Origin of the sequence: Brevundimonas sp. (assembly GCF_051858995.1) — a bacterium.
Taxonomy (GTDB): domain Bacteria; phylum Pseudomonadota; class Alphaproteobacteria; order Caulobacterales; family Caulobacteraceae; genus Brevundimonas.
Window position 1 is genome coordinate 261,304 of sequence record NZ_JBHYGN010000009.1, and the last position, 19,878, is coordinate 281,181.

23 protein-coding genes are annotated in these 19,878 nt (G+C 68.8%); 20 read left to right on the top strand and 3 right to left on the bottom strand.

Annotated features, from left to right (window positions below):
* Positions 1 to 48: 48 nt before the first annotated feature.
* Both ACTIEF_RS10950 and ACTIEF_RS10955 read right to left on the bottom strand, forming a co-directional pair.
* On the bottom strand, positions 49 to 1,017 hold the full coding sequence (locus ACTIEF_RS10950) for a hypothetical protein (RefSeq protein ID WP_439472168.1): 969 nt from the start codon (positions 1,015 to 1,017) through the stop codon (positions 49 to 51).
* Between the two features lie 134 nt (positions 1,018 to 1,151).
* Positions 1,152 to 2,162: a hypothetical protein gene (locus tag ACTIEF_RS10955; RefSeq protein WP_439472169.1), complete on the bottom strand. Its 1,011-nt coding sequence runs from the start codon at positions 2,160 to 2,162 to the stop codon at positions 1,152 to 1,154.
* 137 nt (positions 2,163 to 2,299) lie between these two features.
* On the opposite strand from ACTIEF_RS10955, the gene ACTIEF_RS10960 reads away from it, so the two are divergent.
* The 6 genes from ACTIEF_RS10960 to ACTIEF_RS10985 are packed head-to-tail and all read left to right on the top strand — an operon-like array spanning position 2,300 to position 7,135.
* Positions 2,300 to 3,391 carry an MBL fold metallo-hydrolase gene (locus ACTIEF_RS10960; protein WP_439472170.1) on the top strand — a complete coding sequence of 364 codons (1,092 nt, stop codon included), beginning with the start codon at positions 2,300 to 2,302 and terminating at the stop codon, positions 3,389 to 3,391.
* A complete protein-coding gene (locus tag ACTIEF_RS10965; RefSeq protein WP_439472171.1) occupies positions 3,388 to 4,161 on the top strand; it encodes an enoyl-CoA hydratase in 774 nt (257 codons plus the stop codon). Before ACTIEF_RS10960 ends, ACTIEF_RS10965 begins: the two co-directional genes overlap by 4 nt.
* A 34-nt stretch (positions 4,162 to 4,195) precedes the next feature.
* Positions 4,196 to 4,669 (top strand): GNAT family N-acetyltransferase, encoded by a 474-nt coding sequence (locus ACTIEF_RS10970; RefSeq protein WP_439472172.1) that lies wholly within the window; start codon positions 4,196 to 4,198, stop codon positions 4,667 to 4,669.
* 41 nt (positions 4,670 to 4,710) lie between these two features.
* On the top strand, positions 4,711 to 5,265 hold the full coding sequence (locus ACTIEF_RS10975) for a DUF1285 domain-containing protein (protein WP_439472173.1): 555 nt from the start codon (positions 4,711 to 4,713) through the stop codon (positions 5,263 to 5,265).
* Positions 5,262 to 5,924 carry a CoA pyrophosphatase gene (locus ACTIEF_RS10980; RefSeq protein WP_439472174.1) on the top strand — a complete coding sequence of 221 codons (663 nt, stop codon included), beginning with the start codon at positions 5,262 to 5,264 and terminating at the stop codon, positions 5,922 to 5,924. The genes ACTIEF_RS10975 and ACTIEF_RS10980 overlap by 4 nt, the downstream gene beginning before the upstream one ends.
* Entirely contained in the window at positions 5,921 to 7,135 is a 1,215-nt protein-coding gene (locus tag ACTIEF_RS10985; protein WP_439472175.1) for a CCA tRNA nucleotidyltransferase, read from the top strand. The genes ACTIEF_RS10980 and ACTIEF_RS10985 overlap by 4 nt, the downstream gene beginning before the upstream one ends.
* Here the strand turns inward: ACTIEF_RS10985 and ACTIEF_RS10990 are convergent.
* The gene (locus ACTIEF_RS10990) at positions 7,119 to 8,054 is read right to left on the bottom strand and encodes an endonuclease/exonuclease/phosphatase family protein (RefSeq protein WP_439472176.1); all 936 of its coding nucleotides are present in this window, start codon (positions 8,052 to 8,054) and stop codon (positions 7,119 to 7,121) included. The genes ACTIEF_RS10985 and ACTIEF_RS10990 overlap by 17 nt on opposite strands.
* An 87-nt stretch (positions 8,055 to 8,141) precedes the next feature.
* On the opposite strand from ACTIEF_RS10990, the gene ACTIEF_RS10995 reads away from it, so the two are divergent.
* The 14 genes from ACTIEF_RS10995 to ACTIEF_RS11060 all read left to right on the top strand — a co-directional run bounded on the left by ACTIEF_RS10995 (position 8,142) and on the right by ACTIEF_RS11060 (position 19,878).
* On the top strand, positions 8,142 to 8,621 hold the full coding sequence (locus ACTIEF_RS10995; RefSeq protein WP_439472177.1) for a DUF4112 domain-containing protein: 480 nt from the start codon (positions 8,142 to 8,144) through the stop codon (positions 8,619 to 8,621).
* A 146-nt stretch (positions 8,622 to 8,767) separates the two neighbouring features.
* Positions 8,768 to 10,246 (top strand): DUF2793 domain-containing protein, encoded by a 1,479-nt coding sequence (locus ACTIEF_RS11000; RefSeq protein ID WP_439472178.1) that lies wholly within the window; start codon positions 8,768 to 8,770, stop codon positions 10,244 to 10,246.
* A gap of 8 nt (positions 10,247 to 10,254) precedes the next feature.
* Positions 10,255 to 10,422 carry a hypothetical protein gene (locus ACTIEF_RS11005; RefSeq protein ID WP_439472179.1) on the top strand — a complete coding sequence of 56 codons (168 nt, stop codon included), beginning with the start codon at positions 10,255 to 10,257 and terminating at the stop codon, positions 10,420 to 10,422.
* Positions 10,419 to 10,694 carry a hypothetical protein gene (locus ACTIEF_RS11010; RefSeq protein ID WP_439472180.1) on the top strand — a complete coding sequence of 92 codons (276 nt, stop codon included), beginning with the start codon at positions 10,419 to 10,421 and terminating at the stop codon, positions 10,692 to 10,694. The genes ACTIEF_RS11005 and ACTIEF_RS11010 overlap by 4 nt, the downstream gene beginning before the upstream one ends.
* Complete coding sequence (locus tag ACTIEF_RS11015) at positions 10,694 to 11,077, top strand: M15 family metallopeptidase (protein WP_439472181.1); 384 nt, start codon at positions 10,694 to 10,696, stop codon at positions 11,075 to 11,077. The genes ACTIEF_RS11010 and ACTIEF_RS11015 overlap by 1 nt, the downstream gene beginning before the upstream one ends.
* A complete protein-coding gene (locus ACTIEF_RS11020) occupies positions 11,074 to 11,541 on the top strand; it encodes a hypothetical protein (protein ID WP_439472182.1) in 468 nt (155 codons plus the stop codon). The genes ACTIEF_RS11015 and ACTIEF_RS11020 overlap by 4 nt, the downstream gene beginning before the upstream one ends.
* Positions 11,542 to 11,893: 352 nt before the next feature.
* Positions 11,894 to 12,721 (top strand): flagellin, encoded by an 828-nt coding sequence (locus tag ACTIEF_RS11025; RefSeq protein WP_439472183.1) that lies wholly within the window; start codon positions 11,894 to 11,896, stop codon positions 12,719 to 12,721.
* 93 nt (positions 12,722 to 12,814) lie between these two features.
* The gene (locus tag ACTIEF_RS11030) at positions 12,815 to 13,099 is read left to right on the top strand and encodes a flagellar protein FlaG (protein ID WP_439472184.1); all 285 of its coding nucleotides are present in this window, start codon (positions 12,815 to 12,817) and stop codon (positions 13,097 to 13,099) included.
* A 129-nt stretch (positions 13,100 to 13,228) separates the two neighbouring features.
* Positions 13,229 to 14,062 (top strand): flagellin, encoded by an 834-nt coding sequence (locus ACTIEF_RS11035; RefSeq protein ID WP_439472185.1) that lies wholly within the window; start codon positions 13,229 to 13,231, stop codon positions 14,060 to 14,062.
* 268 nt (positions 14,063 to 14,330) lie between these two features.
* Positions 14,331 to 17,060 carry a transcriptional regulator gene (locus tag ACTIEF_RS11040; protein ID WP_439472186.1) on the top strand — a complete coding sequence of 910 codons (2,730 nt, stop codon included), beginning with the start codon at positions 14,331 to 14,333 and terminating at the stop codon, positions 17,058 to 17,060.
* Between the two features lie 66 nt (positions 17,061 to 17,126).
* Positions 17,127 to 17,801 carry a hypothetical protein gene (locus ACTIEF_RS11045; protein WP_439472187.1) on the top strand — a complete coding sequence of 225 codons (675 nt, stop codon included), beginning with the start codon at positions 17,127 to 17,129 and terminating at the stop codon, positions 17,799 to 17,801.
* Positions 17,801 to 18,220: a hypothetical protein gene (locus ACTIEF_RS11050; RefSeq protein ID WP_439472188.1), complete on the top strand. Its 420-nt coding sequence runs from the start codon at positions 17,801 to 17,803 to the stop codon at positions 18,218 to 18,220. Before ACTIEF_RS11045 ends, ACTIEF_RS11050 begins: the two co-directional genes overlap by 1 nt.
* Positions 18,221 to 18,387: 167 nt before the next feature.
* Positions 18,388 to 18,882 carry a single-stranded DNA-binding protein gene (ssb, locus tag ACTIEF_RS11055; RefSeq protein ID WP_439472189.1) on the top strand — a complete coding sequence of 165 codons (495 nt, stop codon included), beginning with the start codon at positions 18,388 to 18,390 and terminating at the stop codon, positions 18,880 to 18,882.
* 147 nt (positions 18,883 to 19,029) lie between these two features.
* Positions 19,030 to 19,878, top strand: coding sequence for a DMT family transporter (locus ACTIEF_RS11060; RefSeq protein ID WP_439472190.1), 849 nt, complete (start codon positions 19,030 to 19,032; stop codon positions 19,876 to 19,878).

The following is a 19,878-nucleotide window of genomic DNA, read 5'->3' on the forward strand; positions in this document are numbered from 1 at the left end:
GCCCCGGAGTGTCCTCCGGGGCGTTGATCGTTTTTAGGGCGGTTCCGCTTACGGACGGCCGCCCGTCGCCGGGGCCACAGCCGTCAGGGTGCAGCCGCCGCCGATGCGCTGGGCGCGCGAGCAGGGGTAGACCTGATTGATGATGTTGTCCTTCACCTGGGCGACGTAGCCGTCGCCGGCGGCGCATTTGACCTCGATGAAGCGGCCGGTGTCATTCTCAGCCAGCATGCGGATCTGCTGAGCGTCGCAGTCGTCGATGGCGCTGCCGACCAGCAGAGGCTTGAAACCCGCGGCCTGCTCTTCAGGGGTGGTGAACCGGCAGGTCATCTGCGAGCCCATGATCTGAAGGCAGTCGGTCTTGTTCCAGCCCTGGGCGGTGCGCTCGATGTGATAGCCATCGGCGCCGGCGCAGCCGACTTCGTAGACGAGGTTGCCCTCAGGCGTCGCGCCCAGGGCCGCGCCGGCGTCCACCTGACAGGTCACGCCGGCGTCGCGGGCGTAGCTGGCGATCGCGCCCACGGCGTTCTGGTTGCCCGGCAGGGTGCAGACCGAGTTGGCGGCGACTTCGCCGCCACTGGCGCGGACCTGATCCGCCTGGGCGGCCAGCACCAGACAGTCGAAGGTCTGCGGCGGGGTGGCGCTGGTCAGGATGTAGCCGGCGCCGTTCGCGCAGCTCACTTCGTACAGGTCGGCATTGTCATCGGTCGCGCCGAGAAGGGCCGAGCCGTTCACCTGACAGGCGAGGCCGGCGGCGGTGGCTGCGGCCTGGGCGCCGGCGGCGACCTGTTCGGGGGTCTGCTCACGGCCGCGGCGGTCGCGGCGAGTGGCGTTGGGCTGAAGGTCCCGGCGCATGCGGGCCTGGTCTTCGGTCGAGCGGCGGTCGCCGGACTGGCGATAGGCGCCGGAGCCCCGCATTTCCTCGCGTCGTTCCTGCGGGGCGGCCTGGGCCTGATCGAGAATTGGGGCGGACGCGATAAGCGTCGCGGCGGCGACGGCGATGAGTCTGAGCAGGGTCATTGAGCGCCTCGGTTGCGGACCATGCGCGATTAATACGCGCGAGGCGGGGCAAGGCAATCCCGCCGCCGATCCAGGGTCCGGAGTCCGCCCGGCGTCCACGCGTGAACGTCGGGCGGGTTGTCAGGACGCAGGCGTCAGGGGCGACCGCCGGTCGCCGGAGCCGCGGCCGGAGCCGGGGTCAGGGTGCAGCCGCCGCCGATGCGCTGGGCGGTGGCGCAGGCGTAGACCTGCTGGGTCACGCCCTCATTGTTGACGCGGGCGATGTAGCCCTGGCCTTCAGTCGAGCATTTGGCTTCGTAGAAGCGGCCGTTGGCGTTCTGGCCCATCATGCGGACCTGGGTGACGGCGCAGTCCGCGGCGTCCGTACCGGCCAGCTTGGACTGGAAGCTCTGGGCCTGCTCGGCGGCGGTGGTGAAGCGGCACGAGCCGTTCATGTTGGCGACCTGCAGGCAGTCCTTCAGGTCCCAGCCGGCGGCGGTCTTCTCGAGCCAGTAGCCGTCGGCGCCGGCGCAGCCGACTTCGTAGACCATGTTGTTCTCGTCGCTCTTGCCGATGGCCTGGGCCTCGTCGACGGTGCAGGTCGCGCCAGCTTCACGCGCCCAGCCGCTGATGATGGCGAGGCTGTTCTGGTTGGCGGGCATCACGCACTGCTGGCCGACATCGGCGTTCGGATCGCGCGAGCGGGCGATGGCGGCGGTGCCAGCCAGCTCGATGCAGCTGAAGGCTTGCGGCGGGGTCGAGGCGATCAGGATGTAGCCTTCGGCGTTGGCGCAGGCGGCTTCATAGACCTGCGACTCGCCGATCACGCCCGGATTGGCGGCTTCGGTCAGGGTGCAGGACAGGTTGGCGGCAGTCAGCTGGGCCTGGGCGGCGGCGCGAATTTCCTCCGCCGTCGGGGCGGCGGCGGCCGGAGCCGGGCGGCCACGGGGACGCTGGCGCGGCGAGCCCGCGGCGGGATCGCGGTCATTCAGGCGGCCCGGCTGGACGCGGGTGCCGGTGAAGGCGCCGCTGGCGCGGTCGGTTTCGGTGCGTCGGTCGGACGAGCCGGTTTGGCCGGGCGTGGTCGTCTGGGCCAGCGCGGGCTGGGCGACGCCCATCAGCACCACGAAGGCGCCCGCCAGGCCGAGGATTTTTCTGTTCAACACGGGGTCACTCCGGGAAGGAAATCTTCGGCGGACACCCTTGGCGAGCGGCGGTGGCCGGGTCAAGTCGCCAGACCGGTGACGCTGGACGGAAGGCGGCGGTTCGCGCTATCCCTCCTGCGTTGCGATTGGAGACGGACTTGGCGGACGGCGTGATCCCGGCGGAAACCGAGGCGAAGACCGCCGAGCGTGGTCTGACCTATCCGTTCGCCCGACCTCCGGCGTCGGGCGAGGCGATCAGGGTCGCCGACGACGTGCTGTGGATGCGCGTCGCCATGCCGATGCAACTGGATCACATCAACGTCTATGCGGTGCGCGACGGCGACGGCTGGGCGGTCATCGACTGCGGCCTGGCCATCCCGGGCACGAAGGACGAGTGGGAACTGCTGCTGGCAGGGCCTATGGGCGGTGATCCGGTCACCCGGGTGATCTGCACCCACATGCATCCCGACCATATCGGACTGGCAGGGTGGTTGTGCGAACGCTTCGACGCGCCCCTGCTGATGACCCGGCTGGAATACGTCATGGCGCGGATGCTGCTGGCGGACACCGGCAAGACCGCGCCCGAGAGCGGGGCGGCCTTCTATCGCGCGGCGGGCTGGGACGAAGAGCAGATCGAGCGCTACCGCAAGGAGTTCGGACGGTTCGGCATGGCGGTATCGCCTCTGCCCGCCAGTTATCAGCGCATCCGGGAGGGCGAGCGGATCGTCATCGGCGGACGCGACTGGACCGTGGTGGTCGGCGAGGGGCACAGCCCTGAGCATGCCTGCCTGTGGCGTCAGGACGACGGCGTCGTTCTGGGCGGGGACCAGATCCTGCCGCGCATCTCGTCCAATGTGTCGGTCTGGCCGACCGAGGCGGACGCCGATCCTCTGGGCGACTGGCTGACCTCGCTGGAGCGGATGAAGAGCGTCTTCCCGGACGATGTGCTGATCCTGCCGTCGCACGGCGAGGTGTTCCGGGGGGCGCAGACCCGGTTGGAGGCGCTGATCCGCGGCCACCACGTGGCCCTGAAGCGGCTGGCGCGGTCGCTTAAGGAGCCGAAAAGGGCGGTCGACGTGTTCCCGGCCCTGTTCGCCCGCCCCGTCGGGGACGGCGTGCGCGGCATGGCCACGGGCGAGGCGATCGCTCATCTGAATTATATGCTGCTTCAGGGGACAGCTGTACGCGAGCGCGATGCGGACGGCGTCGACTGGTGGCGTTCAACGACAAACGGGGAGGAGGCGGCATGACCGACCACATCAAGACTGAACTGGCCGGCGGCGTCCTGACCGTGACCCTGGCCCGCGCGGACAAGAAGAACGCGATCACCCAGGCCATGTATGCGGCGATGGCTGACGCTACCGAGCGCGCGCGCACAGACGACGCCGTGCGGGTGCTGGCCTTCAAGGGCGAAGGCGACAGCTTCTCGGCGGGCAATGATATCGGCGACTTCATCGCCATCGGCTCCCAGACCGGAAATCCGTCCGACATGGCGGTCTTCCGCTTCCTCAAGGCGCTGGCCGATCTGGACAAACCGGTGGTCGCGGCCGTGCGCGGCCGGGCGGTCGGCATTGGCCTGACCCTGCTGCTTCACTGCGACATGGTGGTGGTGGCTGAGGACGCCCTGCTGTCGGCGCCCTTCATCAATCTGGCCTTGGCCCCGGAAGCGGCGTCGTCCCTGCTGCTGCCGCAGGTGCTGGGTCATCAGCGCGCCTTCGAGATCTTTGCGCTCGGCGAGCCGATCGATGGCAAGACGGCCCTGGCCTGGGGATTGGCCAACCGCGCGGTTCCCGCCGATCAGGTCGAGGCCGTGGCCGACGAACTGGCGGGCAAGCTGGCCGCCCGAGCCCCCAACTCGATCCGCAAGACAAAGCGCCTGATGCGTGACGCGGAACGCCTCTGGGAACTGATGCAGCGCGAGGGCGAGGCCTTCGGCAGCCAGATGAAGAGCCCCGAGGCGATGGAGGCCTTCATGGCCTTCACCCAGAAGCGCGCGCCGGATTTCTCGAAAGCCGGTTGATTCCCGAGCGCGCGGGCCTTAGGTGCGCGCGCTCATGACCGAAGCCGCCTTCCAGACCACCGTGCGCATCGACGCTGAAACACCCGCCGACGTCGCATCGGTGGAGGCGCTGGTCATGGCTGCTTTCGGCCCGGGCCGCTATGCCAAGACCGCGGAACGCATCCGTGAGCACGCGGGCGTGGCGGCGGGGTTCGTCGCGCGCGAGGATGGTCGGGTGATCGGCGCGGTTCGCCTGTGGTCGATCACGGTCGGGGACCGTCCGGCCCTGTTCCTGGGCCCGATCACCGTCTCGGCGGACAGCCGCAAGGGCGGGCTGGGCGCGGATCTGGTGCAGGCCTGTCTCGACCATGCGGGCGAGACCGGCATCCTGCTGGTCGGCGACGCTCCCTATTTCGGCCGCTTCGGTTTCCGTCCTGCACCGGAAGCCCGCCTGCAGGGGCCGGTGGACCAGCGCCGCGTCCTTTGGCTGGGCGAGGGCGACGCCGTCGGGCCCGTCCGCCCCGCCTGAGCGGGTTTGCAGGCGGGGGCGAACACCCTAAGTCTGGCCCCATGGCCGACGCCGACAAGACAACAGGACTGGCCGCCGTGGCCGAGGCGGTGAAACAGGCGCCCGGGCGCGGCCTGCCGCCGGTGCATCTGTGGCATCCCGAACATTGCGGCGACATCGACATCGTCATCCGCCGCGACGGCATTTGGATGCATGAGGGCTCGCCCATTGGCCGCCCGGAGCTGGTGCGGCTGTTCTCGACCATCCTGCGCAAGGACGCCGACGGCCATGTGCTGGTCACGCCCGGCGAGAAGCTGTCGATCACGGTGGAGGACCTGCCGTTCCGCGCTGTGGCGGTAGAGCGGAAAGGCGAGAGCCTGGTCTTCACCACCGACGTCGGCGACAAGACCGTGGCTGGCCCGGAGGCTCCGCTGATCGTCGAGACCGATCCGGAGACGGGCGAACCCGCGCCGCGCGTGCGGGTGCGGGCGGACCTGTGGGCGCGGATCGCGCGACCGGTCTTCTACGAACTGGTCGAAATGGCCGATCAGGACGGCGAACAGCTGATTGTCCGCTCGAACGGCGCGGCGTTCAGCCTTGGAGCCTTCGCCGCATGAGCCTGGCCAGTCTGCGCGAACGCCTGCTGACGAAGCTGACGCCGGCGTCCGAATGGTCGGCGGAAGCCGGTCCTGGACGCTCGGACTTCGACCTGAACCCGGATGCCCGCCCCTCGGGCAAGACGCTGCGGCCGGCGGCGGTGCTGATCCCGATCATCGCCAATCCCAAAGGCGCGACCGTGCTGATGACCCGCCGCTCCGACAGCCTGGCCAGCCATACCGGTCAGATCGCCTTCCCCGGCGGTCGGCTGGATCCGGGCGAGACGGCGGTCGAGGCGGCTCTGCGCGAAGCCTTCGAGGAAGTCGCGCTGGACCCGGCGGCGGTCGAGGTGCTGGGCGTCTGTGAGCCCTATGAGACCGGGACCGGCTTTTTGGTGACCCCGGTGGTCGGCTGGTTGCGAGAGACGCCGTCCACCACCCCGTCGCCCGCCGAGGTGGCTGAGGTGTTCGAAGTGCCGTGGGACTTCGTCATGGATCCGGTCAATCACCGGCGGGATTCCTACCAGCTGGAAGGCCAGCCGGTGCGCTGGTTCTGGGCCATGCCCTATGAGCAGCGCTACATATGGGGCGCGACGGCGGGCATCCTGCGGAACCTTTGCGCCCGGCTGTACGGCGATGAGGCCGACAAGGCCGCCGCCGCCGGGGAGGATGCGGCATGACCGTGTTGACCGGACAGGACTGGCTGACCGCCTCGGCGACCCGGTCAGTGATCGCGGCGCTGGAGGCGGCGGGCGGTCCGGGCTGCGCGCGCTTCGTCGGCGGCTGCGTGCGCAACGCCCTGATGGGCAAGCCCATCGACGACATCGACATCGCCACCACCCTGAAGCCCGAAGAGACCGAGAAGGCGATCCGCGCGGCGGGGCTGAAGGCCGTGCCGACCGGCATCGCTCACGGCACGGTGACGGCGGTGTCTGAGCGGACCCCATTTGAGATCACCACCCTGCGCCGCGACGTGACGACGGACGGACGCAACGCCACGGTCGCCTTCACCGATGACTGGGCCGAGGACGCCGCGCGTCGCGACTTCCGCCTGAACGCCCTCTACGCCGACGGTGAGGGGCAGGTGTTCGATCCGACAGGGAAGGGCGTCGATGACGCCGCGGCGGGCCGAATTGTCTTCGTCGGCGACCCGCGCACCCGCATTCAGGAAGACTATCTGCGCATTCTGCGCTTCTTCCGATTCTTCGCCTGGTACGGCCGGGGCGAGCCGGACGCCGTCGGGCTGGAGGCGTGCCGCGATCTGGCGTCGGGCATGACCCGCCTGTCAGCGGAGCGGGTGTCGAAGGAACTGATGAAGCTGTTGGCCGCCGAAGATCCCCGTCCGGCCATGTCGGCGATGGCTGTGACCGGGGTTCTGGCTCAAGTCCTGCCCGAGGCAGGGGCGTTGGATCTGTTCGAGGCGGTGGTCCCGCTGAGCGCCGATCCGGTGGTGCGGCTGATGACCCTGTTCGCGGTCGATGCCGAAGCGATGCGGGGCGCGGCGGAGCGGCTGCGGTTCCCCAATGCGGCGCGGGACCGGTTGGTGGCGTCAGCGATGGCGGCGCCTGTGGTGTCGCTGGACATGACGGACGCCCAGACGCGCGCCGCCGTCTATCGCCATGGCGGGCGGGCGGTGGCGGATGCGGTGTTGCGCCGGTTCGCGGGGGAGCCGTCCAGAACGGCTGAGGCGACCCGCTTGCTGGCCATCGCGGGCGACTGGACGCCGCCGCGTCTGCCGGTCGGCGGCAAGGACGTCGCGCGGCTGGGGCTCATGCCGGGGCCGGAGACCGGGCGGCTGCTGAAGGTGTTCGAGGATGGCTGGATCGCCGATGACTTCCCGGCCGAGGGCCACGCCGAACGGCTGGCGGCCCTGATCAGCCGGCGCGGGTGAACTCGGTCACGACCGGACGGTGGTCCGAGCCGTTGGGCTGACCGACCTTGCGGCTGACGAAGGTCAGGTCCGGGGACCGCCACACCTGATCGATGGTGATGCCCAAGGGGGCTGGCAGGTCGCTGGGCCAGGTGCCGGGGAAGCCCGTGGCGGGCGCCATGCCCAGATCATCCTTCATCTGGCGACCGATGCGGGCGTTGGACACGCTGTTGAAGTCGCCCGCGATGATCACCGGCCCGTCCAGCGTGCGCCGGATGTCGCCCAGCGCCATGGTCTGGCTGATCTGGCCCCACTGATACTGGAACGGCCAGGGCCGGGTCAGGTGGACGCCGATGACGTTCACCTCGCCCAGCGGCGTCCGCGCCACGGCGGCGACGGAATGCAGCCCGTCGGGTCGGTTCTCGATCTGCCGCAAGGGCCAGCGGGAGGCGATCACCGAGCGGGAGGGGCCGCGTGTCTGGTCCATCCGCATGGATCCGGCGCGATACGGATATCCGGCCAGCAGCGTGTCCATCTGCTCCATGGGGCCGCGCCCCAGTTCGATCAGGATCACGATGTCCGGGTCGGCGGTCTCGATGGAGCGGCGCATCGCGGCGACGTCGTCGTTCAGATAGTAGACGTTGGCCGAGTACAGTCGGACGACTGGCGCGTCAGGCGCGGGCGCGGGCTCATTCGTCATCCACTGGGAGCTGACGACGACGAGCAGAAGAAGGCTGGTCACGAGTCCAGCCCAGGTCGCCATCCGGAATCGCATGACCGCCAAAACAGCCGTCGCCACCGCACTGGCGATGAACATCGGGGCGGTGAACTGGGCGAAGATGTCGATCCAGCGATGACCGACGCCGGCGAAGATCAGACCGCCCAGCAGCGTCATCCCCGCGAAGCCCAGGCCGACCAGTCGGTCGAGCCATCTGCGCACGAACGCCCACGCTGAAGAAGACGCTTGCGCTTTATGGTGAACGTCGGTCTCCATGGGGCGTTGGATTGCTCGCTGTCGGAGGATGGAATGCCCAGACGGACCATCGGCGATATCGAGAAAATCTGGACCAATGTCGAGAGCATCAAGAAACTCTCGGACCGGGTGATTGGCATCGGCCCGTTCGGGGTCGGGATGGACGGTCTGCTGACCTGGATCCCGGTGGTGGGCACCGCCTACACCCTCGGAGCGGCGGGCTGGCTGATCGTTCAGGCGGTGCGGGCCAAGGCCGCGCCGGGCACCGTGGTGCGGATGTTCGGCTATCTGGGCCTCGACAGTGTGACCACGGCAGTGGGCGAGGTGCCCTTCCTCGACTTCGTGCCCAGCGTCGTCGACGTCCTGTTCCCGGGCCACCTGATGGCGGCCAGGGCGCTGCAGAAGGACATCGAGAGCACCCACTGGGTCGAGAACAACGAGCGGGACGCCCGGGCGTCGGGCGAGCATGACCGTCACCTGGCCAAGGTGAAGGCCGATCCCAAGCTGCGCCGGGTCGTCTATCTGCACGACTGAGAAAGCGCGGGAGTTAATGTTTTCCCATCATATGGATCGTGCCTAACGCCTTGATTGGCTTGGGGCCGAAAGGGCCTCAGCGTCATATGTCCGCCTGAGGAAGCGGCGCCCGCAGACTGATCTCCGACGATGTTTCGGAGATTTCCATGAGCCACGACCAGTCCGCGCGCCTCGGCCTGCCCTATCTGGCGGCGGGGCAGATGCAGAAGCATGTGACCCTCAATGAGGCGCTGACCCGGCTGGACGCCCTGATCCAGACCGCGGTCGCCAGCCGCACGATCATGACCGAGCCGGAGGCGCCGGACGACGGGCGCCTCTACATCCTGCCGGAGGGGGCGGAGGGTCCCGGCTGGAGCGCCTTCGCGGCGGGGACGCTGATCCGCGTCGAGAGCGGCGGCTGGACGGGGATCGAGGTCGCCGACGGTCAACTGGTCTGGGTGGAGGACGAGGCGGCCTTCGTGGTGCGCGACGGCGACGGCTGGAGCCCGCTCGGCGCCCGGATAGGCGAGGTCGGGCCGTTGGAGCGGCTGGGGCTGGGCGCGACCGCCGACGAGGCCAATCCCTTTGTCGCCAAGCTGAATAAGGCGCTGTGGACGGCGCTGGAGGCGGCGTCCGGCGGCGACGGCGATCTGCGGCTGACGCTGAACAAGGAGGCCCCGGTGGATGTGCTCTCCCTGCTGTTCCAGTCGGGATACGGCGGACGGGCGGAACTGGGCCTCATCGGCGATGACGATCTGAGCCTGAAGGTCAGCGCGGATGGCGCGGTCTGGCGTCCCGCGCTGAGCGTGGATCGGGCGACCGGGCGGGTGAGCTTCGCCCAGGGCGCGGGCCGTCGCGAGATCACGGTGCTGACGGCCAACGGATCGTGGACCCCGCCAGTTTGGGCGCGCAGCGTGGAGGCCATCGCCGTCGGTGGCGGCGGGGGCGGCGGCGCGGGGGCGTTCGGCGCATCGGGCGCTCGCTATGGCGGCGGTGGCGGCGGCGCCGGGGGCGTCAGCCGAACCATCTGGGCGGCGGATCAGATCGCGGCGGGCCTGACCGTCGTGGTCGGCGCGGGCGGGACCGGAGGCGTGGCGAGCGCGGGCGCGGGCGGCAGCGGCTCGGTCGTCTATCTCGGCTCGACCGCCCTGCTGCTGGCGACCGGAGGCGGGGGCGGAGGACTGGGCGGCGGTTCGAGCGGCGCGGCCGGGGCCGGCGGGGCCAGTGTTCCCAACTCCAACGCGGGCGGGGCGTCCAGCGTCTCGGCCGCGGGCGGGGCGGGCAAGGCCTTCGACCGTCCCGATGCGCCGGGCGGTGGTGGCGCCGGGGGCGGCCTCGATACGAGCAGCGTCGCGCGCTCCGGAGGCGCGGGCGGCGATGGCGGCGTCCTAGCGGTCAAGGCCCCGGGCGGCAGCGGCGGGACAGGCGCTGTCGGCGGTCCGGGCGCGGCGGCGCCCCTGAACCATCTTCACTGGGCCGGAGGCGGCGGGGGCGGTGGCGGCGCGGTCGTCTCGGGCGCCGGTCGCTCGGGCGGCGCCGGCGGGGCGTCCGGCGCGGGAGGCGGCGGTGGCGGAGCGGGCGTGAGCGCAGGCGGAGCCGGAGGCGCGGGCGCGTCCGGCGTCGTCTGGCTGATCGCTCAGGGATGAGGCGCGCCATGACCCTGCTTTCCCGCACCGACTGGCCGCTCGATGAGGCCGAAACCCTCGATCCGGACGCGGCGGACATCCCGCTGCGCCTGACCCGCGATGAGTTGCTCGCGTCGGCCGATGCGGGTTGGCGCCGCCACGGCTGGCGCATGGACGAAATGGAGGATGACCAGTGACCGAGCCCGCGCTTCCCGAACAAACCTCGCCGCTGGCCGAGGGACGGTGGCTGTGGCGGCGGCTGTATGTCTTCGCCACCAGCGGAGTCGCCTGGATGCTGCTTGATCGACTGATCGCCATGGTGCCCGCCGAGGCGGCGCCGCGACTGGTCGAAGGCCTGATGAGCCTGCTGGCCCTGACCATGCTGCTGTATCTCGTCGCGCCCAGCGCCCAGCAACTGATCGCCAGCCTGCGTCTGCTGCGGCCTGGGCCGGGCGGGGAGGGGCGCTGATGGCCTACCGCCTGTCCGCCCGCTCTCTGGCCCGGCTGGACGGGGTGCATCCGCGCCTCGTCGCCGTACTGCAGGAGGCGATCACCCTGACGCCGGTCGATTTCATGGTCACCGAAGGCGTCCGGACGGCCCAACGTCAGGCGGCCCTCGTCCGCGCCGGGGCCAGTCGAACAAAGGCCTCGCGCCATCTGACGGGACATGCGGTCGATCTGGCGGCGATGGTCGATGGGCAGGTCCGCTGGGACTGGCCGCTCTATCCCCGCATCGCCGCCGCCATGAAGGCCGCGGCGGCGCGACAGGGGACCGCCATTGTCTGGGGCGGCGACTGGCCGACCCTGCGCGACGGCCCGCATTTCGAGCTCGACCGGAAGGGCTTCCCGTGAGCGCGCGGTTCATGACGGGCGCGGGCGTCGGGCTGGGCGTCGCCCTGCTGATCATCGCCCTGCTGCTGGCTGGGCGCGGCCTGGGCCTGCGCTGGGATCCGTTGGGGCTCGACGCGCGCCGACTGGAGCGGGTCGAACAACAGGCCGAGGTCGCCACCGCCGACGCCCGCGCCCGCACTCTGGAAGTCGAGGGCGCCCGCGTTCAGGCGCGCCGCCTTGAGGACGCCCATCAACAGGCTGTCGAACTGGCGCAGGTCACCGCCGCCGCCGAGGCCGAAGCAAGGAAAGCCGATGACGCCCATCTCCCTCTTGATCCGGATCGTATCGGTCGCCTGCGTGACCATGATCGTGAGCTGTGCCGCATCGCCCCGGACGTCTGTGGCGCCGCCCCGGTTGGAGCTGCCGGGGATCGCCCTGACGCCGTGCCGACTGGATCGCCTGCCGGATGCGCCGACGCAGGCTGATCTGGAGGCGTCCTACATGGCGCGCGGGCGGGCGCTGGTGGAATGCGAGGCGGCGCGACGGACGGCGGTCGAGACGCTGGAGGCCGAACGGGCGCTGCAGGACCGATGGAAGAGGCCCGGCTGAGGCGCGATGCGGCAGTTTCTGCAGCCCTGCCCGGCAAAATCTGCCGGGGCTCGGCAAAATCTGCCGGGGTCTCGACGTGCTTAACAGGAACTAACGTAGCAAAAACAATGGTCGCCCGGCTGGCACGGCAGAAATGCGACTGGTCCCATCCTTGCTCCAAGACCTTCCGAGCAAAATGCTCCCGGCAGCCAAAATGGCGTCGGACACCTTGAAACAAGGACTATCGTCATGGCGCTGAACAGCGTTAACACGAACATGGGCGCTATGGTCGCCCTCCAGAACCTGTCGGTTACCAACTCGGAACTGTCGACGGTTCAAAGCCGCATCAATACCGGTAAGAAGGTCAACTCCGCCAAGGACAACGGCGCCGTTTGGGCTATCGCCCAGGGGCAACGTGCCGAGATGGGCGCCCTGAATGCCGTCAAGGACAGCCTGAACCGCGGCCAATCGGCTGTGGACGTCGGCATCGCTGCCGGTGAAACGGTGTCGGACCTGCTCACGCAAATGAAGGAAAAGGCGCTCGCCGCCACCGACAAGAGCCTGACCACGGCCGCCCGCTCCGCCCTGAACGAAGACTTCGTCGCCCTGCGCAAGCAGATCGCCTCGACCGTCTCGAACGCCAAGTTCAACGGCGTCGCCGTGATCTCGGGCACCGCCGGCTTCAAGGCCCTGGCTGACTCGGCCGGCACCAGCACCATCGACATCAAGGCCGAGAACATGACGCTCTCGGGCGCCGTCGTGACGCTGAGCTCGACCGCTTCGATCGGCACCCTGACCAACGCCACCGCCAACCTGGCCAAGGTCAACACCTCGATCGATAACGTGTCGGCTTCGCTGGCCCGTCTGGGCACCGGCTCGAAGGCCCTCGGCACTCACCTGAACTTCGTGAGCAAGCTGCAGGACACCATCGAAGCGGGCGTCGGCAACCTGGTTGACGCTGACCTGGCCAAGGAAAGCGCCCGTCTGCAAGCTCTGCAAACCAAGCAACAGCTGGGTGTGCAGGCTCTGTCGATCGCCAACCAATCGACCTCCATGCTGCTGGGACTGTTCCGCTAAGGAACGATCGGAAGGGCGGGACCTTCGGGTCCCGCCTAACCGCTCCAGTCCCCATTGAAGGGAACCGCCGCCTGAAATGCGTCGGCAGGAGACATGCAAAGCAATGCGAAAATAGGTGCCGTAGCCGCGTACGACGTCCAAGCCGCCTCCGCCCCCACCGGCGGAGATTTCCATGACAGCCGGACCCAGCAAGACGCCGACGAGGCCGCTCGCTACCGTCTGGTGATCGAGGAAGGCCCGCGGGTCGGATCCTTTGTCTACAAGACGATGGACCGGCTGACCGGAGAGGTCGTCAAACAGTTTCCGCGCGAACAGGTCGTCGAGATGATGCGGAACCCCGACTACAGCGCCGGCGCGGTGATCGACACCCGCGCTTGAGACTGCCGCCTCTGTTCTTTCCGCCGCGCTGGAGCGATCCGCGCGGTTAATCGGCGTGGTGAATCGCCGTTAACCATGTGTGCACTCTTCCGGTCTTAGCCTTGACCAAACCTCGAAGGGCTGAGTCGGATGACGAATAGCGTCCACACCAACGTCGCCGCGCAGATCGCGCTGCAGAACCTGAGCACCACGAACAGCCGCCTGGCTGACGTGCAGGGCCGGGTCTCCACGGGCCTGAAGGTCCAGGGCGCGAAGGACAACGCCGCCATCTGGGCGATCGCGCAGACCCAACGGGCAGATGTCGGCGCGCTGGGCGCGGTGAAGCAGAGCCTGGACCGCGCGACCTCGATCGCCGACGTGGCCCTGTCCGCCGGTGAATCGATCTCGGACCTGCTGAACCAGCTCAAGGAAAAGGTCACCGCGGCGAAGGACTCCTCGCTGAAGACCCAGTCGCGTCAGCTGCTGAACGCCGACTTCAAGGCGCTGATGAAGGCGATCAAGTCGGCTGTCGACAACGCGGCCTTCGATGGCGGCAACATCCTGAACGGCTCACTGACCAACGGGATCAAATTCCTGGCCAACGCCGACGCCTCGGCCTTCGTGACCCTGTCGTCGAAGAACCTGACGCTGGGCGGGCCGATCCTCGAGCTGTCGCTGAGCGACAGCCTCATGACCCTGACCGGCGCCACTAACGCCCTGACCAAGCTGGACGATTCGATCACCCAGCTGAACGCCGCGCTCGGCGAGATCGGCGCCCAGGCCAAGCAGATCCAGGCGCACAACACCTTCGTCTCCAAGCTGGTCGACACCCTGGAGTCGGGTATCGGCAATCTGGTCGATGCCGATCTGGCCAAGGAAAGCGCGCGCCTGCAGGCTCTGCAGGTCCAGCAGCAACTGGGCGCGCAATCGCTGTCGATCGCCAACCAGGCGCCGCAGATCATCCTGTCGCTGTTCCAGGGCTAGCCCTAGGCCAGTCGGCGGTCTCCGGATCGTCCGATGGAAATCGGTTGGGGTCGCCGGCGGTGCACGCCGCGCGACCCGAAGCCGTAGAGGGCGAGTAGCGATATCAGGGTGTTGACGAAGGCACTCATCAGGCACTCCTCCGTATTCGACGCGCGATCAACGGGCGCTGACGACCATTGTTCCCTGAGTCGCGTTGGAAGTCGCTCCGAACCCGGTCGTTAAGGCCTCGTTACGGCTCAGGCGCCAGAATGACCGGCGGGAGCGCCCTGTGACGACCATCAACAACGGCTATCTTCTGAGTTTGTTTGGCGGAACGTCGACGTCCAGCACGTCGTACGCGACGGCGAACGTGCTCGCCCAGGCGAAGAAGCAGCCGACCCCGCCATGGTCGACCACGGTCAAGGCGCCCGAGCAGAGCGCCCTGCTGCGCGCGGCCCTCGGCGGTCGAAACTTCATCAATGAAGGCAACGCCCAGCTCGACGTGAAGGGCGCGTCCGCCGACTACAACAAGCTGTTCGCCCTCTATCAGGGGCTGGAGACCATGAACGCCCTGGTCACCCGGGCGGGGGCCAAGGGTGTCGGCGCGCTCGAGCTGTCGCAGCTGAACAAGCGGTTCGGGGCAGGTATGACCGAGCTGGGCAAGTGGTTGCCGTCCGCCGATCTGGACGCGATTCGACTGGTGCAGGGGACCTCGGCCACGACCAGCAAGACCACCGCCGCCGTCCCGCGCGACAGCGGGATTTCGGTCACTGGCCCGATCCACGAGGGTTCGCCGGATGACCTGTCGCCAGCCTTCGCGGGCGATGTGAAGTTCAATATCTCGATCAAGAAGAGCGACAACACCACCAAGTCGGTGAGCATCGACCTGAACGAGATGACCAAGCCGCGCACGCTGACCAATGTGCTGGATCACATCAACGGTCAGCTGGAAGCCGAGGGCATCGAGACCCGGATCGGGCGCGAGGTGGTCAAGCCGGTTCCCAAGACCATGACGGTCGGCGGCAAGCAGGTGACCCTGCCCGCCGGACCGGACCAGTTCGCCCTGGTGGTGCGCGGATCGACGACGGAGAAGGTCAGCTTCACCCCCGCCGAGTCCGCTGACGCCGTCTATGTGGTGCAGAGCGCGGGCGCGGCGGGCGGCCTGCAGATGCTCAAATTCCAGAGCGACACCGGCGGCGCCGCGCCCCCGCCGATCAATGGCGTCGGCGAGACCCACTGGATCGAGGGGAGGGCGTCGCAGACGGCCCTGCCTGAAGGCGTGGAAACGGTGCGCGCCAGCGCCACCGCCCCCGATGGTTCGGTCTGGCTGGTCGCTGACCTGAAGGCAGACCCTGGCAACCAGCCGATCAAGGGCCAGAAGGACGTCGCGCTGATCAAGCTCGACTCGGCGGGCCGCGTGGTCACGACCCAGGCCATCGGCGCCGCCTCGACCGCCAGCGGCTACGCCATCGCGGTGGACGCGGACGGCAAGGTTGCGGTCGCCGGTTCGGTGACTGGCGCGCTGGAGGCGGGTAAGGCGGGCGACGTCGCCAATGTGGCGGACAGCTTTGTCACCGTGTTCGACGCGGATGGACAGGAACTGTGGACCCAGCGCCGGGGCGCCCGCGCTGCGGACGAGGCCACCTCGGTCACCTTCGGCCCCAATGGCTCGGTCTATGTCGCGGGTCGGGCGCAGTCGGCGATGACCGGCGCGGTCGGCGTCGGCGGTTGGGACGGCTATTTGCAGGCTTATTCCTCGACCCAGGCCTATCCCTCGGCTCCCATCGTGTCCAAGGCGATCAGCACGGTTCAGTTCGGCACCACCGGAACCGACGGCGTCGACGCGGTGGCGATGGACGGGAACAACCTCTATTCGGCGGGGATCGAGGACGGGCGCATCGTGGTGCGCCAGTTCACCCTGGACGCCGAGGGCAAGCCGACGCTGGCGGCCACCCGCGACCTCGGCGAGGCCAGCGGCGAGATCAGCGGGCTGGCCGTGAACAACGGCAAGGTGATCCTGAGCGGCACGACCCGCAACGGCGATCTGGACATCGCCACGGTCACCACCGCCCACCATGGCGGCAAGGACGCCTTCGTCGCCGTGATCGACACCAGCCTAGCCGCCTCGGCCAGCGACCGGCTCACCTATATCGGCGGGGAGGGCGACGACACCGCCGCCGACATGAAGATTCTGGACGGCAAGGTCTGGCTGACCGGCGTCGCCAACCGACCCGAGGACGCCAAGGCGACCGATCCGACCAAGGCCTATCTGTCACGCATCGACCCGCTGACCGGCGCGGTGGAGTACCGCAAGGACTGGGAAGGCGACGGCCAGCAGGCCAAGCCGCTGACCCTGGCGGTCGCGGCGGGCGGGGCCAGCGTTCTGGACCGGCTGGGCCTGCCCAACGGCGAGATCGACCAGAGCCAGTCGAAGACACTGGTCAACGCCACCTCGCTACGTGTCGGCGACCGCTTCTATGTCTCGCCCGCCGACGGAGGCCGCTCGATCGCGGTCACCATCGAGGCGCGCGACACGCTGCAGACCCTGGCCCGCAAGATTGAGCAGGCCTCGAACATGAAGCTGAAGGTCACCGTGGCGTCCGAATCCGCCAAGGAAGGCCAGCCCGGCGAACTGGCCGGCGCGCTGCGCACCGGCCTGCAACGCTTGTCGATCACGGCGCGGGACGGCGTGAAGGGCGCCGTGCTGACCTCCGGCGAGACCGGGCGCGACGCCTTGGCCGGGCTGGGCCTGTCGCAGGGCTATATCGGCAGGACGACGGGCGACAACGTCACCCCGACCTTCGGTCTGGGGATGCCGACCAATCTGAGCCTGGCCGACGCCGCCTCGGTGAAGGCCGCAGGCGAGAAGGTTCAGGCGGCGATGAAGTCCATCCGTGACGCCTATCGCGCCCTGGCGCCCGAAACCACCAGTTCGGCGAGCAGTGGTCAGGCTCCGGCCTATCTGACCGCCCAGATCGCCAACTATCAGGCGGCATTGGCACGCCTGACCGGCGGCTAGGTCTTAAGGCGTTGACGGCCCCCGCTTCGCCGGGGTTATTGGGCGCTCCATCCGCGCGAGCCTTTCATGCCCAAGGACAATCGTATCCTCATCGCGATCGGCGCCGCCGCGGCTGTCGTCATCGCCGTCATCATCGGCCTGCTCGTTTCCGGCGGGAAGGATGAACCGGCAGCGCCCCCGCCCGCGGCCCAGGGCGGGCTGACGGTCGCGGTGGCTGACGCGCCCGGTCTGGATTCCACGCGCGAGCTGCGTTGCTACGTCGATGGCCAGTTCGTCGGCATGGCGACCCTGACGGATTGTGCGCGCCGCAACGGCCTGGCCACCGACGCGCTGGATGTCGGCGTGGACGCCACCGGCGCCCTGGTCGCCGCGCCGACCGCTTCGCTGACCCCGCCGCCGTCGCTGCCGCCGGTCGAACTGACCGAGACCAAGCCGGATGCGACCCCGATTGAATCGACCCAGCCGGCCCAACCCGCCGCGCAACCGGCGTCCTCCGGCGGCGCCTGCCTGCGCTACACCGGCTCGGACTGGCGGACCGTCTCGACCGGCGTCAGCCTGAACCAGTGTGTGCAGGAGCTGTATTCGGGCACCTGCGTCCGTCCGGGCGAGGCCCTGTATGGCCGCTGGGGCGAGACCACCCTGCGTCTGGTTCCGCGTCGCGTAGAGCAGTCGCCTGACAACAACCGCTTCCGCCTGCTGGCGGATCAGGATCGCCGCTGCCAGTTCCCGGATCTCCGCTAATGAAGCGTACCTCTCTCTTCCTCGTCGCCGGCGTCGGCCTGCTGGCGCTGGGCGCCTGCCAGAACACCACCAAGGCGCCGTTCGATCCGGGCGTCTGCTATGCGGTCGAGCCGGGCAAGGACGGCGCGGAGCCGACCTTCAACGTCGTCGCGCGCGACCAGCCGCAGATCGAGTTCTGCGCCGCCCGCCTCGAAGAGATGCGCCTGCGCTTCCTCGGCTTCGGCGGCAATCGTCGCGAGATGATCGGCTCCTATCAGGGTCAGTTCATCTTCATCGACCGGGCGGGCGTTTCGTTCGGCAAGTCGCTGGAGGGCGCGCGCTTCATGGCGCTGGCCCGGACAGGCGACGGTCGCCTGGCCATCCCCGGCGCGATCCAGCAAGAGGTGGAGGGGCCGGGCGCGGCGCCCGCCCCGCAGTAAGGCCGCCGCCGCACTGGACAGTGTGGAACAAAGGTGGAACAAGTCTCAGTTCTGTGGATTGCGACGACAAATCGGCCCCGGCGGCGCGAAAGCGCGCTAGGCCACGTGGGAAGGGCCTGAATCAGCGCGGAACGCGCGGTGGGCCGGTTAGCTAAAGGAGCTCGATGATGGCGGGCAGCGTCAACAAGGTCATTCTGGTCGGCAATCTGGGCAAGGACCCGGAAATCCGCAGCCTCAACTCGGGCGAGCGTGTCGCCAACCTGTCGATCGCGACTTCGGAGACGTGGCGCGACAAGTCGACCGGCGAGCGCAAGGAAAAGACCGAGTGGCACCGGGTCGTCATCTTCAACGAGAACATCGTGAAGGTGGCCGAGAACTATCTGAAGAAGGGCTCGACCGTTTACATCGAGGGCTCGCTGCAGACCCGCAAATACGAGCAGGGCGGTGTCGAGAAATACACCACCGAGATCGTGCTGCAGAAGTTCCGCGGCGAACTCACCATGCTGGGCGGCCGCAATGAGGGCGGTTCGTCGGGCGGCGGCGGTTACGGCGGCGGCGGTCGCGGCGACGACGACTATTCGTCGGGCTTCTCGACCGGCGGCGCCAACAAGCCTTCCGGTCCGAAGGAAAGCTACGACCTGAACGACGACATCCCGTTCTAAGAGACGGATCGGCCTGACGGCCACATTCCGAAATGTGAAGTGTCGGGCGCGGGTCTCGCGTCCGACACGTCCACGGGCTAACCCGGTGCGGTGATTACGCCGGACAAGCCCCACAGCCCCCTGAGCCCGCTCGAGATCGCCGCAATCGTGGCGATCATCGTCATCTGGGGCGTGAACAACGCCGCGGCCAAGGTGGCGACCGAGGTCCTGCCGCCGCTGATGACCGGTGCCCTGCGCTTCGCCATCGCCGCGCTCTGCCTGATTCCCTTCGTCCGCCCGCCCTTCCCGAACTGGAAGAGCCTCCTGCTGATCGTCTGCATCGGCGGCCCGCTGCATTACGGGCTGGTCTATCTCGCCTTCTGGCTGGCGCATGACGTCAGTCCGGTGTCGGTGGCGACTCAGCTCTGGGTGCCGTTCACGGCTCTGTTCGCCTTCCTTGTGCTGGGCGAGAAGCTGTCGCGGTTCGCCCTGATCGGCATGGGCGTGGCCTTCCTGGGTGTGGCGTGGATGACGCTGGACGCCCATGCCATCGAGGACTGGAAGGCCGTGGCCGTCGGCGTCGTCGCGGCCAGCGCCTGGGCCATGACCACCGTCATAGCGCGGCGCACGACCTCGATCCCTCCACTGAAGATGCAGGGCCTGCTGGCGCTGGTCGCCCTGCCGACCCTGGCCTTCGCCTCGGCCTTCTTCGAGCGGGGACAGGTGGAGGCGCTGCAGAAGGCTGACGTCCTGATCTGGGCCTGCCTGATCTGGGCGGGGGTGGTGTCGTCGGTGCTGGCCACGACCCTGGTGTTCTGGCTGGTGCAGAAGCGGCCCGCCGGCCGGGTGACGCCCTATCTGCTGGCGACGCCCGTGGTCTCGATCCTGATCGGCTGGTCGATGATGGGCGATGTGCTGACGCCGCAGATCCTGACCGGCGCGGCCCTGACCATGGCGGGGGTGGCCGTGGTGGCCATCGCCGAACGCGGCCTGCGTGCGGGCGCGGCCAAGTCCTGA